General features: G+C 59.9%; 12 protein-coding genes. 5 read left to right on the top strand and 7 right to left on the bottom strand.

What is annotated here, in order from left to right; all coding sequences use genetic code 11:
• Nucleotides 1-112: 112 nt before the first annotated feature.
• Both rpoN and GO988_RS08070 read left to right on the top strand, forming a co-directional pair.
• Nucleotides 113-1,720, top strand: coding sequence for an RNA polymerase factor sigma-54 (gene rpoN / locus GO988_RS08075; protein WP_157564006.1), 1,608 nt, complete (start codon nucleotides 113-115; stop codon nucleotides 1,718-1,720).
• Nucleotides 1,721-1,798: 78 nt separating this feature from the next.
• Nucleotides 1,799-2,464 carry an NAD-dependent epimerase/dehydratase family protein gene (locus GO988_RS08070; protein WP_157564004.1) on the top strand — a complete coding sequence of 222 codons (666 nt, stop codon included), beginning with the start codon at nucleotides 1,799-1,801 and terminating at the stop codon, nucleotides 2,462-2,464.
• Between the two features lie 37 nt (nucleotides 2,465-2,501).
• Here GO988_RS08070 and GO988_RS08065 read toward each other — a convergent pair whose 3' ends face one another.
• Nucleotides 2,502-4,181: a hypothetical protein gene (locus GO988_RS08065; RefSeq protein WP_198172575.1), complete on the bottom strand. Its 1,680-nt coding sequence runs from the start codon at nucleotides 4,179-4,181 to the stop codon at nucleotides 2,502-2,504.
• Nucleotides 4,182-4,183: 2 nt separating this feature from the next.
• Between GO988_RS08065 and GO988_RS08060 the strand changes: the two genes are divergently transcribed.
• On the top strand, nucleotides 4,184-4,444 hold the full coding sequence (locus tag GO988_RS08060; protein WP_157564000.1) for a CsbD family protein: 261 nt from the start codon (nucleotides 4,184-4,186) through the stop codon (nucleotides 4,442-4,444).
• Nucleotides 4,445-4,541: 97 nt separating this feature from the next.
• Here GO988_RS08060 and GO988_RS08055 read toward each other — a convergent pair whose 3' ends face one another.
• Nucleotides 4,542-5,453, bottom strand: coding sequence for a histone deacetylase family protein (locus tag GO988_RS08055; protein ID WP_157563998.1), 912 nt, complete (start codon nucleotides 5,451-5,453; stop codon nucleotides 4,542-4,544).
• Between the two features lie 235 nt (nucleotides 5,454-5,688).
• Here GO988_RS08055 and GO988_RS08050 point away from each other — a divergent pair, with 235 nt between their 5' ends.
• Nucleotides 5,689-5,892 carry a hypothetical protein gene (locus GO988_RS08050; protein ID WP_157563996.1) on the top strand — a complete coding sequence of 68 codons (204 nt, stop codon included), beginning with the start codon at nucleotides 5,689-5,691 and terminating at the stop codon, nucleotides 5,890-5,892.
• A gap of 19 nt (nucleotides 5,893-5,911) precedes the next feature.
• On the opposite strand, the gene GO988_RS08045 is transcribed toward GO988_RS08050, so the two are convergent.
• Complete coding sequence (locus GO988_RS08045) at nucleotides 5,912-6,694, bottom strand: TIGR00266 family protein (RefSeq protein WP_157563995.1); 783 nt, start codon at nucleotides 6,692-6,694, stop codon at nucleotides 5,912-5,914.
• Nucleotides 6,695-6,821: 127 nt separating this feature from the next.
• Between GO988_RS08045 and GO988_RS08040 the strand changes: the two genes are divergently transcribed.
• On the top strand, nucleotides 6,822-7,292 hold the full coding sequence (locus GO988_RS08040) for a toxin-antitoxin system YwqK family antitoxin (protein WP_157563993.1): 471 nt from the start codon (nucleotides 6,822-6,824) through the stop codon (nucleotides 7,290-7,292).
• Between the two features lie 78 nt (nucleotides 7,293-7,370).
• On the opposite strand, the gene GO988_RS08035 is transcribed toward GO988_RS08040, so the two are convergent.
• The 4 genes from GO988_RS08035 to glmS form a co-directional block, all read right to left on the bottom strand.
• Nucleotides 7,371-7,778: a hypothetical protein gene (locus GO988_RS08035; RefSeq protein WP_157563991.1), complete on the bottom strand. Its 408-nt coding sequence runs from the start codon at nucleotides 7,776-7,778 to the stop codon at nucleotides 7,371-7,373.
• A gap of 137 nt (nucleotides 7,779-7,915) precedes the next feature.
• Complete coding sequence (gene gltX, locus GO988_RS08030; RefSeq protein WP_157563988.1) at nucleotides 7,916-9,463, bottom strand: glutamate--tRNA ligase; 1,548 nt, start codon at nucleotides 9,461-9,463, stop codon at nucleotides 7,916-7,918.
• Between the two features lie 359 nt (nucleotides 9,464-9,822).
• Complete coding sequence (locus GO988_RS08025; RefSeq protein WP_157563986.1) at nucleotides 9,823-10,206, bottom strand: Rid family detoxifying hydrolase; 384 nt, start codon at nucleotides 10,204-10,206, stop codon at nucleotides 9,823-9,825.
• Between the two features lie 170 nt (nucleotides 10,207-10,376).
• On the bottom strand, nucleotides 10,377-12,212 hold the full coding sequence (glmS, locus tag GO988_RS08020; RefSeq protein WP_157563983.1) for a glutamine--fructose-6-phosphate transaminase (isomerizing): 1,836 nt from the start codon (nucleotides 12,210-12,212) through the stop codon (nucleotides 10,377-10,379).
• Nucleotides 12,213-12,310: the final 98 nt, after the last annotated feature.

Raw genomic sequence — 12,310 nt, 5'->3', positions numbered from 1 at the left:
CGCTAACCCCAGTAGGAAATTGCCAGTATTACGCTACGACCAAACGCCTCTTTCCTCCGTACTTCTCTTTCCGTCCCGGCTCGCTGGCCTTTTTTCTCTCTGCCCTACCCCTATGCAACGCCTCGACCTTAAGCAGCTTCTTTCCCAGCGCCTCTCGCCTCAGCAAATCCAGTTTATCAAATTGTTGCAGATTCCAACGGCCGAGCTGGAAACGCGCATCAAAGAGGAAATGGAAGTTAACCCAGCCCTCGAAGAAGGCGATAGCGACGATGCCGACGAGCGCGACGACAGCGCCGACGACACCCCCGAAGCCGACGACCCCAACGATTCGCTCGACAGCGACGATAGCACGCTGGATGAGGATTTTAGCAGCGGCGAACCGGCCGATGACAGCAGCGGCCCCGACGACTACGCCGACGAGCGCCCCGAGCCCGCCGCCGAGCCCGAAGCCCTGGGCATCGACAACGATAACCACGAAATCGACATCAGCGACTACGTCAACGACGACGAAATAGCGGGCTATAAAATGCAGGGCGACGGCCCCGGCGACGAGGAAGAGCGCGACATGCCGCTGGCCGACACCAGCGGCTCGCTGCAAGATTCGCTGCTCGACCAGCTGCACTTTGCGCAGCTCGACGAGCGCCAGCAGGCCATTGGCGAGCAGCTAGTAGGCTCCATCGACAGCGATGGTTACATCCGGCGCGACCTGGCGGCCATTGCCAACGACTTGGCCTTCAGCCAGAACCTTGAAGTGAGCGAGCCTGAGATTGAGGCCGTGCTGCACGTCATTCAGCAGTTTGACCCGCCGGGCATTGCCGCCCGCGACCTGCCCGAGTGCCTGCTTTTGCAACTAGAGCGCCGCCCGCAGGACGAATCGACGCAGAATGCTGAACGCATTCTCACTGAGACATTTGAGGAGTTCACCAAGAAGCATTACCAGCGCATTCAGCAGAAGCTTGATTTAGAAGATGATGAGCTGAAGGAAGCCGTGGCCGTTATTCTGCGCCTCAACCCCAAGCCGGGGGGTAGCGGCCCCGTAAGCGGCGGCCGCGGCAGCGGCGGCGGGGCGCAATACCTGATGCCCGACTTTATTTTGGCCAACGACAACGGCGAGCTGAGCCTGACCCTGAACGCCCGCAATGCCCCCGAGCTACGCGTGAGCCGCGACTACCGCGAAATGCTCCAGACCTACGACAAGGCGGCCAAAAAGGACCAGAAAATGAAGGAGGCCGTCACCTTCGTGAAGCAGAAGCTGGACTCGGCCAAGTGGTTTATCGACGCCATCCGGCAGCGGCAGAACACGCTGCTGCGCACGATGTCGGCCATTGTGGAGCGCCAGCGCGAGTTCTTCCTCACCGGCGACGACTCGAAGCTGCGGCCCATGATTCTCAAGGACATTGCCCAGCAAATTGGCATGGACATCTCGACCGTGAGCCGGGTGGCCAACTCCAAATCCATCCAGACCGAGCACGGTATTTATCCGCTCAAATTCTTTTTCTCGGAAGGTATTGCCACCGATTCGGGCGAGGACGCCAGCAGCCGCGAGGTGAAGAGCATTCTGCGCGACCTCATCGGCAATGAGAAGAAAGACCACCCGCTGAGCGACGATAAGCTTGAGAAAATGCTGAACGCCCGCGGCTACAACATTGCCCGGCGCACGGTGGCCAAGTACCGCGAGCAACTCAATATTCCGGTGGCTCGGCTGCGCAAGGAATTGTAGCGCGCCCTACCCCCTAAAACAAAACCCGCCTCTCCACGTCTAGCTGGGGAAGCGGGTTTTGTTTTAGCTTTATGTAGTATGGCTCAACGGATTATTATCACGGGCGCCACCGGCATGGTGGGCGAGGGCGTTTTACTTACCTGCCTGGCACAGCCCGACGTAGAGGCTGTGCTCAGTGTAAGCCGCCGGCCTAGCGGCCACTCGCACCCCAAGCTCAACGAGCTACTGGTGCCCGATTTTTTCGATTTAACGGGCGTTGAAGACGAGTTGGTGGGCTACACGGCCTGCTATTTCTGCGCGGGCGTGTCGGCCGTGGGCATGGGCGAAGCCGACTACATCCGCGCTACGCACGACTTGACGCTGCACTTCGCCCAAACCCTGGCGCGGCTCAACCCGAAAATGAGCTTCAGCTACATATCAGGCGCCGGCACCGACAGCCACGAAAAAAGCCGCCAGATGTGGGCCCGCGTGAAAGGGCGCACCGAGAACGAGCTGTTGCAGCTGCCGTTTCGGGCGACGTATATGTTTCGGCCCGGCTTTTTGAAGCCCGTTAACGGTCAAAAGCACATCTTGCCGCTCTACCGCTGGATTGGCTGGCTCTACCCCGTGTTGCGGCGGGTAGCGCCAGGCACGGCATGCTCGCTCGGCGAGCTAGGGTTGGCCATGCTCCACGTGAGCCAGCTCGGGTACAGCAAGCCAGTGCTCGATGTGAAGGACATTGTGCGGCTGGCTAAGCCAGCCTAAGCCGCCAAGCCGGGGGTAGGGCGCCAACACGCTCATTTTACGCTTGCTCGGCCAACCGCAGCAGCACCTCTTGGTAGGGCCGGCCTAGTACCCGCGCCTTCAGCCAAGCGTAGAAGCTGAGGACTTGTAAGTCTTCGTGCTCTTCGGATAAAAACGCCGGAATACGGGCCACGCGCGCCGCAAAATCGGGCTGCGTGGCCACGGCTGGGTCGTTGATGATTTCGTGCACCAAGGCCAGGTAATGCAGCACCGAGCGGTAGGGGCCGCCCACCGGCGCGGCGGGCAGCTCGGCCGTGGCCTCGGTGGCCGGAAACTGCTCGTGCAGGCGGCGCTCGATGGTGCGCAGGCGGGCTAGGGCGTGGTCGGGGTTGCCGAGCTCCAGCTGAATCAGCATCTCGCCGAGGTTGTGGTTGAGGAGCCACTCCAGGCCCAAGTTTTGCTCCAGCCAGTGGTCGGTGCGGTCGAGGCTGATAAGGGTATGGTTGGCTTTAGAGAAATTGCCCTCGGTAAAATAATGAAACGTAAGCTGCAAGCGCGCCGTGAGCTGGTCGGCGGGCAGCAGCGCGGGCTCGTTGCGCAAAATTTTCTCTAAAATGCTGATGCTATCGCGGTTGCGCCGCAAGAAAGCATAGTTGGCCGCCAGCAGCAACGTAAAGCGTGGCCCTACATCGGCAAACTGCCGGCTGGGCGCGGCGGCCAGCACCGCCAGCCCCTGCTCGAGGTAGGCCACCGACTCGGCAAAGCGCCGCGAGCGGTACAGCGCGTGGGCCAGCATGTAGAGCAGCCGCAGCTGGTAGCCGCGGTGGGCGGGCGCGAAGCCGTGGCGGCGCGCCATTAGCCCATAGCAGCGCTCGATGAAGGGCGCAAACGTGGTAAAATCGCCGCGCACCAGCATGGCGTGGCGCGTAATGCTCATGAGGCGGCACAGTAGCGAAGGCGAGCGCGCAAAGGCTTCCTGCAAGTCATACTCAACCACTATGTCGCGCACAATGGCATCGGCGGGCACGGCGCCCCTGCCGCGCAGCCGCGCTTGGCGCAGGCGCTGGCGCAGCAGGCTGTCGGCAATGCTGGCGCGCTCCTCCTCATCGGCCGCTTTTTTGTTGCGCGTGCGGCGCTCGATGATGGCGTCGAGCGGCTCGGCGTGCGGCAGGTGCGCGTATTGTATCTGGAGGTTGTACACCGCATTCAGCGGCTCGTACTGCTCGTTGTCTTGGGCTAGTTTTTCGGCTTTGCGCAGCAGGTTCCAGGCTAGGCGCGGCACGCCGGCCCCAAATAGGTACTGCGCCAGCGTAAGCTGCCCGCGCACCGAGGTGGCAGCCGTGGCATCGTACTGGCGCTGGCGCAGCAGCAGGTAATCAGTAAGATAGCGCAGCAGACGCTTGCGCAGGGCATAGTAGGCGGTGGGGTTGGGCTCGGCGGGGTAAAGCTTGCCGATGAGCTCCTCGGAACGGTATTCTTTGGCGTGCAGCAGTAGTTCGAGCAGGCGCAAATCTTGGCGGCCCGTGGCCTTGCGGCGCTGCCACTGAATAAACTGGGCGAGGTCGCGGCGGTCGTCGGGGGGTAGGGTTTGGAGCGTCAGGCGCAGGTCGTCCATTACGAGGAAGGGGGTAGGCGTTGGGGCTAAAGTAAGCACGCTAACCGACAGAAAGCCGGGCGTATAAACCTCCTCCTTCCTACCCCCGTATAAGCTCCACAACCCACCCTTTCCGATTTTCACTCATGGACATCAACGATAATAAGGTCAACGACCAAACCGAGCTGCAAGCTCGCGGTAACTGGAACGAAATCAAAGGAGCTGCCAAGCAGAAGTGGGGCAACCTCACCGACGACGACCTAACCTACGCCGAAGGCAAGCAGGACGAGTGGTTTGGCAACTTGCAAGAAAAAACTGGTCACGCCATCGACGATATCAAAAGCTGGTTTCACAACACGTTCAGCTCGGATGCCGACACGAATACTACCAACCAGAACCGTAGCTAACCTCTAGCTGCCTATAATGCTGGAAAAGGCCCCACTCCTACCCTGGAGTGGGGCCTTTTTGTTGATTTATTCTCATTACCTATTGGCTAGCAATCAATTATCCCCACAGGTCGGCAGCTACACGGTAGGTGTTGGCGTGGGCCTCCACAATGTCGGCGATGCGCTCGGAGTAGCCGCCGCCCATGCACACCACCACGGGCAGGCCGCGCTGGTGGCAGGCGCCGAGCACGAGCTCGTCGCGCTGGCGGCAGCCGGCACGCGTGAGAGCGAGGTGGCCGAGCTTATCGGTAGCCAGCACATCGACGCCGCTGAGGTAGAACACAAAATCGGGGCGCACCTGCTCGTCGAGCAGGCGCGGCAGCGTATCGGCCAGCAGCGCCAGGTAGGCGGCATCGGTGGTGCCGTCGGGCAGGGGTAGGTCGAGGTCCGACACCTCCTTGCGGCCCGGAAAGTTGCGGGCGCCGTGCATCGAGAAGGTAAACACCCGCGGCTCGTGCCGAAAAATAGCCGCCGTGCCATTGCCCTGGTGCACATCGAGGTCGATGATGAGAATCTGGCGCACCCGCACCGGCTCGTGGGCCAGCAGCCAGTTGGCGGCCACTGCCTGGTCATTAAGCAAGCAAAATCCCTCGGGCCGCCCGGCAAATGCGTGGTGCGTGCCGCCCGCAATATTGAGCGCTACCCCCGCCCCCGCCAGCACCCGCTGCGCGCAGCCAATGGTGCCGCCCAGCAGCGTGATTTCGCGGTCGGCCAGCGCCGCCGACCACGGAAAGCCGCTGGCCCGCTCCTCCTGCCGCGTGAGCTGGCCGTGCAACAGGCGGTGCAGGTAGTCGGCCTCGTGGGTGCGCAGCACCTCGGCCAGCGGCGGGGGGGTAGGGATGAAAAAGTCGCTGGCTGTGGCCGTGCCCTCGTGCAGCAATTGCTCGGGCAGCAGCTCGTATTTCAGCATGGGGAAGCGGTGGCCGGGGGGTAGGGGCAAGAGGTAGTTTGGGGCAAACGCAATCGTCATTAGTTAACCACCTACGGGCGTCGAAATAAAATAAAACCAATAAAAGCCCTACTAGTACGTTTACACAATCGGCCGCCGATAACCTGGCTGGTTATTCATCGTGGCTAAGTAGGCAGTGGTCGAATAACTAAGCGATTAGGGCGAAATAAAAATCCAGTTTGCGCGGCGCGCCGTACCTTTAACTCTCCGCTTCATTCATTTATCATTCTTCCCACCTTTTTATCTCCTCTTAGCAATGGCTTCTCCCCATTTCTCTGTTGGTCAACACGCTTCCTCCCCAGAACGCCGCTATCGACGCTCCGCCTTCAACGGGGCCAAGCAATTAGAAGCCGCCGGAGCTAAACACCGCCGCGTATTATGGATAATGGGGCTATTAACCGTGGCGCTGGTTGGGGCGCTGGTGGTAGTGGCCGTGCACTTGGCGGGCGGCCCCAAGTAGCGCCAGCGCGGACAGGCGCTTACTCGTCGAGCAGGTTGCCGAAGATGCCGCCCAGCACCGTTCCGCTTTCCTTCTTGGCATTGCCACCCCACGGCGCCAGGGCCTGGATGAGCTTCTTAACGGGCATCGACTGAATCCAGACGCGGCCCGTGCCGCGCAGGGTGGCTAGCAGCAGGCCTTCGCCCCCGAATATCATCGACTTGAGGCCACCGGCGCGGGCTACGCTGAACTCGATGCTCGGCTCGAAAGCCACTACGCAGCCGGTATCGACGCGTAGCAGCTCGTTGTGGAGGTGCTTCTCGATGATGGTGCCGCCGGCGTGCACAAAGGCTTTGCCGTCGCCAGTCAGCTTTTGCAGAATAAAGCCCTCGCCGCCAAACAGCCCGGCCCCCAGCTTCTGGTTGAAGTGCAGGCTAATCTGGGTGCCGCGCGCCGCCGCCAAAAAGCCATCTTTCTGCACAATGAGGCCGGCTGGCATCGTGCCCAAGTCGATGGGGATAATAGTGCCGGGGTAGGGTGCCGAAAAGGCCACGCGGCTTTTGCCATAGCTGCCGCGGTGCGTAAAGTGCGTCAAAAACAAGCTCTCGCCGGTAATAAGACGGGTGCCGGCCGAAAACAGCTTGCCCAAGATGCTCTGGTCGGGAGACGAGCCGTCGCCCATCTTGGTTTCAAACGCGATGGCCTCGTCCATGTACACCATCGCGCCGGCCTCGGCAATAACGGTTTCCTGGGGGTCGAGCTCCACTTCGAGCACTTGGATATCGGAGCCAAGAATACGGTAGTCAACGTCGTGCGAGCGCATGGTTGGGCAAGGGGGTAGGGTGAGGCGCAAATGTAGGCGCGCGGTCAAATTTGCCCCCTACGCGTATACTTGCGGCCGGCAATCTACCGTTGTTGCTCAGCCCGTTACTCGTCTTTTATCCGCCCGTATGCGCGTTCTGTTGTTTGTTCTGCTCGGGCTGGTAGCCACTGCCTGCGTCACCTCGCAGCCCCGCGTAGCCAACAGCCCGCGCGGGTTTTGGCACACCAACCGCCTTGACCGGCGCGGCGACCCCATTGGCCGTTGGAACGTGTATTATGATTCGGCCCACGCCCGGCCTTTTACGCAAGGCCGCTACCGCCACGGGCGAGCGGTAGGCCGTTGGCGCTACTACTCGCCCGTAGGCGGGCTGGTGCGGCAGGAACGCTACCGCCGCCACGGCCTCAACGACATTACCTACTACCATCCCAATGGCCACATAGCGCGCCAGGGCCACGCCCGCGTGGTCGACGAGCCCGATGGCTTACACTTCTATTGGTTTGGCGAGTGGCTGAACTACTCCGAAACCGGCGCCTTGCAAAAAGTTGAAACCTACCAAAACGGCCGGCTAATTGGCACCCGCCGCGTGCAGGACATTTAAGGGCTTCGGCCAGCTAGCAGTCGGGGCAAGGGCAGGTAGGCACTCTGCCCTTGCCCCGACTATCGGCCTACCCCGCTCCTATTCGGGCAGCTCGCGGCGAGTTTCGGCGGCTTCGTCGGCGTCGTCGCCCACGTTTTTCTTGCGCTTCGCCTCGCGGCTGGTGCGCTTCATAAAGTCCTCGTCGGTTTCTTCGGGCTCCTCGGGGCCTTCTACCTGGTCAAAATCGTCGTCTTCGCGGGCCAGGCGGGCCGCCTCGGCGGCGCTAGCAGCCTTAGCTTCTTCGCCAAACTGGCCCTCGCGGTTCACGATTTTTTTGTCGCGCACGTGGCGCCCCAGAAACTGATTTATTTGCTCGATGGAGTAATTGGAAGTGATTTCGCCCAGCGGATTCACGCCGATTTCAAATCCTTCCAGCTCCTTGTGCACGCGGGCTTTCTTATCCGGGTCGGGAGTAGTTTTTTTCGGTTTAACGGGTTTCTTAGCCATAAGAATAGAAATCGATGAGCAAGAAGCAAGGTTAGCTATTACGCAAAAGGCCGCGCCGTAGTGCATACGGCGCGGCCTTAGGCTGGGGTTTCTTTTGGGCCGCTTGGCGGCGGCCAGCAAGCGGCTTTTAGGGCTGGCTAGCCCAGGCGCTCGATAGCTGCGCGCAGGCGCTGCGCCACTTCGCCGGTGCCGAGGATGGCCAGCGTCTCAAACAAGTCGGGGCCGGCAGCGGCGCCCGTAGCGGCCACGCGCAGGGCTTGCAGCACCTGGCCTGGCTTCATACCCTGGTCTTCCACCGTTTGGGTGAAAATAGCCTTCAGCACTTCGGCATTGGCGCTGGGCTCGGAGTTGTCGGGTAGGGCATCGGCGTAGGCGCTTAGCACGGCCGCCACCTGCGGGTTCCATTTCTTGGCTACTACTTGCTCGTCGTAAGTAGTTGGGGCTTCGAAGAAATACTTCGCTTCCTGCCAGAAATCCTGCGGAAAGCTCACGCGCTCCTTCATCACGCCTACTATCTGCTCGGCTTTTTCTTGGGTGCAGGCAATGCCGTGTTCGTTCAGCGCCGTGAGCAGGTAGGGCGCCAGCTCGGCATCAGACTTAGCACGCAGGTAGTGCTCGTTGAACCACTTCACCTTATTCTGGTCGAATTTGGCGGGCGACTTGCTCACGCGGTCAATTGAGAAGGCCTCAATCAGTTCCTGCATCGAGAAAATTTCCTGCGCCGTGCCGGGGTTCCAGCCCAAAAAGGCCAGGAAGTTGACCAGCGCTTCGGGCAGGTAGCCTTCTTCACGGTACCCTTTACTGAGGGTCGGCTCACCGGTTTCGGCATCGGTGCCGCGCCACTCCAACGCAAATACTGGGAAGCCTAAGCGGTCGCCGTCGCGCTTACTGAGCTTACCCGTGCCGTCGGGCTTCAAGAGCAGGGGTAGGTGGGCAAACTGCGGCATGGTCTTCTCCCAGCCCAGGTAGCGGTACAGCAGCACGTGTAGCGGCGCCGAGGGCAACCACTCCTCACCCCGAATAACGTGCGAAATGTCCATCAAATGGTCATCCACGATGTTGGCGAGGTGGTACGTCGGCATGCCGTCCGACTTCATCAGCACCTTGTCGTCGATGGCGCTCGAGTGCACCACGACCCAGCCCCGAATCATGTCCTGGAAGCGCACCTCTTCCTTACGCGGCACCTTTAGGCGAATCACGTAGGGCGTGTCGCTAGCCAGCAGGGCCTTCACCTCGTCCTCGGGCAGCGTGAGCGAATTGCGCATCTGGGCCCGCGTAATGGAGTTGTACTGCGGGTTGGGCACTTTGGCGGCTTGCAGGCGCTCGCGCATCACATCGAGCTCCTCAGGCGTGTCGAAGGCGTAGTACGCATAGCCATCGCGGATGAGCTGGTCGGCATACTCGCGGTACATGGGCTTGCGCTCGCTCTGGCGGTAGGGTGCGTGCGGGCCGCCCTTCCAGGGGCTTTCGTCGAGCTCAATGCCCACCCACTCCAGGCTCTCGCGGATGTAGTCTTCGGCGCCGGGCACAAACCGATTTTGGTCGGTGTCCTCGATGCGCAAAATCATGGTGCCACCCAGCTTGCGGGCCAGCAAATAGTTGTACAGCGCCGTGCGCACGCCACCAATGTGCAGCGGGCCAGTAGGCGAGGGTGCAAAGCGCACCCGAACGGGTCGGTCAGTCATTACCAAAAAGGCGCGTTCCGCTAGCTGCGCAACGCCCCACAAAGGTACGGCGCATCAGGCAGGTGGTTTCCTACCCCCACCCCGAGGCTGCAGGCGAACCGCGCCCGCGGTAGCGCAAGTCACCGCCCAAGCCCCACCGGCGCCCTGCCGCACCGAATGGCCCACACCACCGCGGGCCCCAGCGGTTAATTCAGGTCAGAAAAATGTAGTGGATGTGGGGATTGCTAAAAGGCAGCGCCACCACTACCAGGCCAATAAGCAGTAAAACAAGCTCAAGCTCTCTCCTAAAACAGGGGGTAGGCGCCTCGGTGCGCCTACCCCCTGCTGATGCCGAAACCGGCCAGTTTGTACACACCGGCTTAGCCGACGGCGATGCAGGAAATCTCTACTTGCACATCGCGTGGCAGGCGGCTCACCTCCACCGTTTCGCGGGCGGGCGCAGTGGCTTCGCCGAAATACGCACCGTATATCTGGTTGATAGTCGCGAAGTTACCTAAGTCTTTCACGAAAATAGAGCACTTCACGACGTCGGTGAGGGCGAGGTCGGCGGCAGCCAGCACGGCCGTCAGGTTCTTAAGCACTTGGTGCGTTTGGGCGCTTACGTCGCCTTCGCCCACAAGCTGACCGCTCGCATCGAGCGGTATCTGGCCCGATACGTACACGGTGTTGCCGGCGCGCACGGCCTGCGAGTAAGGCCCAATGGGAGCGGGCGCGTGCTCCGAAAAAATAATCTGGTGGGGCATGGTGAAGGGGGTAGGGAAAGAACTGATGAAAAATCTAACATACAAAAAGAACGTCATGCTGAGTTGGCCGAAGCAGTTCGCTCGCGCCGTTGGGTTAGTAACTCAACGATTCGAGCAAGCTGCTTCGGCCAACTCAGCATGACGTTCTACACTACTTTGCGACTAGCGCCCTACTCTACCGTTACCGACTTAGCAAGGTTGCGGGGCTGGTCGACGTTGCAGCCGCGCAGCACAGCAATGTGGTAGCTCAGCAGTTGCAAAGGCACCACCGACACCAACGGCATCAGTATTTCCGACGTGTGCGGCACCTCAATTACGTATTCGGCCATGGCCGGAATAGTTGTGTCGCCCTCGGTTACTACCGCGATGATGCGGCCCTTGCGCGCTTTTACTTCTTGAATATTGCTCACTACTTTCTCATACGAGCTGTCTTTGGTAGCAATCACTACCACTGGCATATTCTCGTCGATGAGGGCAATGGGGCCGTGCTTCATCTCGGCAGCGGGATAGCCCTCGGCATGGATGTAGCTGATTTCCTTTAGTTTAAGCGCACCTTCTAAGGCAACTGGAAAGTTGTAGCCACGGCCTAGGTACAGGAAGTTCGGAACATCCTTAAACGTCTCGGCAATCTCGCGGATTTCGGCGTCGAGCTTAAGGGCTTTCTCTACTTTAGAGGGAATGTTGTGCAGCTCGGCTACCAGTTCGCGTAGCTTGGTATCGGAGAGCGTGCCGCGGCGCTGGCCAATGCACATGGCCAGCAGCGTCAGCACCGTTACCTGGGCCGTGAAGGCTTTGGTAGAGGCCACACCAATTTCGGGGCCGGCGTGGGTATAGGCACCCGCGTCGGTGGCCCGAGCAATGCTGCTACCTACCACGTTGCAAATGCCGAAAATGGTAGCCCCCTTGCTCTTAGCCAACTCCAGGGCGGCCAGCGTATCGGCCGTTTCGCCGCTCTGCGAAATAGCAATCACAATATCGCGCTCCGAAATAACCGGATTGCGGTAGCGGAATTCCGACGCGTACTCTACTTCAACTGGTACCCGGGCGAGGTCCTCAATGAGGTACTCGGCTACCAAACCAGCGTGCCAGCTCGTGCCGCACGCCACGATGATAATGCGCTGGGCATTTACAAACTTCTGCTCGTAAGCACGGAAGCCAGCCATGTTCAGGTGGCTACCCCCTAGTTCTAGGCGGCCGCGCATCGAATCGAGGATGGAACGTGGCTGCTCAAAAATTTCCTTGAGCATAAAATGCTCATAACCACCTTTCTCAATGCTATCAAGCTCCAGCTCCAAGCGTTGGATGTAGGGCGTCTGCACCACGTCTTCGCGCGAGCGGATAGCCAGTTGCCCGTCGCGGATGACAGCTAGCTCGTAGTCATTTACGTAAACGACTTCGTTGGTGTACTCGATAATGGGGGTAGCATCGGAGGCCACGAAGAACTCGCCTTCGCCAATGCCGATAACCAGCGGCGAGCCTTTACGGGCCGCAATCAGTTGGTCGGGGGCATCCTTGCTGAGCACCACAATAGCGTAAGCCCCAATTACTTCGTGCAGCGCTAAGCGCACAGCTTCTTCGAGCGTGCAGTCGTTTTGCTGCTGAATTTCCTCGATGAGGTTAACGAACACCTCCGTATCCGTATCGGAATGGAAGACGTGGCCTTGCTTTTCTAAGTGCGTTTTAAGGGCCGCGTAATTCTCAATAATACCGTTGTGAATAATAGCAATCCGCTCCGAAGTAGAGTAGTGCGGGTGGGCATTCACATCGTTGGGTTCCCCGTGGGTAGCCCAGCGGGTGTGGCCCATGCCCACTTTGGCGTGAGTATCCTTGGTAGCCAGAAAATTTTCTAACTCCGCGACTTTGCCTTTCTTTTTATATACACTCAGGCTACCGTTGAGCAGGGCCACACCGGCCGAGTCGTAGCCCCGGTATTCGAGGCGTCGTAGTCCTTTCAGGATAATAGGGCAGGCCTCGCGATGGCCCAGGTACGCAACAATGCCGCACATGGCAATAAGGTAGAGTTAGATGAACAAAAAATAATGACTGCTATACAAGAAATGCTACTCGTGGCCAGCGGCGGTAAGCAAACTTTTAACCAAAATAA

This window comes from Hymenobacter ginkgonis (assembly GCF_009755225.1).
Taxonomy (GTDB): domain Bacteria; phylum Bacteroidota; class Bacteroidia; order Cytophagales; family Hymenobacteraceae; genus Hymenobacter; species Hymenobacter ginkgonis.
This window is presented reverse-complemented; position numbering and strand designations above follow the sequence as displayed.

What these genes read in the sequence shown, in the direction of transcription:
- rpoN (WP_157564006.1), top strand. Translation starts at nt 113, where the DNA reads ATGCAACGCCTCGACCTTAAGCAGCTTCTTTCCCAGCGCCTCTCGCCT.
- GO988_RS08070 (WP_157564004.1), top strand. Translation starts at nt 1,799, where the DNA reads ATGGCTCAACGGATTATTATCACGGGCGCCACCGGCATGGTGGGCGAG.
- GO988_RS08060 (WP_157564000.1), top strand. Translation starts at nt 4,184, where the DNA reads ATGGACATCAACGATAATAAGGTCAACGACCAAACCGAGCTGCAAGCT.
- GO988_RS08055 (WP_157563998.1), bottom strand. Translation starts at nt 5,453, where the DNA reads ATGACGATTGCGTTTGCCCCAAACTACCTCTTGCCCCTACCCCCCGGC.
- GO988_RS08050 (WP_157563996.1), top strand. Translation starts at nt 5,689, where the DNA reads ATGGCTTCTCCCCATTTCTCTGTTGGTCAACACGCTTCCTCCCCAGAA.
- GO988_RS08045 (WP_157563995.1), bottom strand. Translation starts at nt 6,694, where the DNA reads ATGCGCTCGCACGACGTTGACTACCGTATTCTTGGCTCCGATATCCAA.
- GO988_RS08040 (WP_157563993.1), top strand. Translation starts at nt 6,822, where the DNA reads ATGCGCGTTCTGTTGTTTGTTCTGCTCGGGCTGGTAGCCACTGCCTGC.
- GO988_RS08035 (WP_157563991.1), bottom strand. Translation starts at nt 7,778, where the DNA reads ATGGCTAAGAAACCCGTTAAACCGAAAAAAACTACTCCCGACCCGGAT.
- gltX (WP_157563988.1), bottom strand. Translation starts at nt 9,463, where the DNA reads ATGACTGACCGACCCGTTCGGGTGCGCTTTGCACCCTCGCCTACTGGC.
- GO988_RS08025 (WP_157563986.1), bottom strand. Translation starts at nt 10,206, where the DNA reads ATGCCCCACCAGATTATTTTTTCGGAGCACGCGCCCGCTCCCATTGGG.
- glmS (WP_157563983.1), bottom strand. Translation starts at nt 12,212, where the DNA reads ATGTGCGGCATTGTTGCGTACCTGGGCCATCGCGAGGCCTGCCCTATT.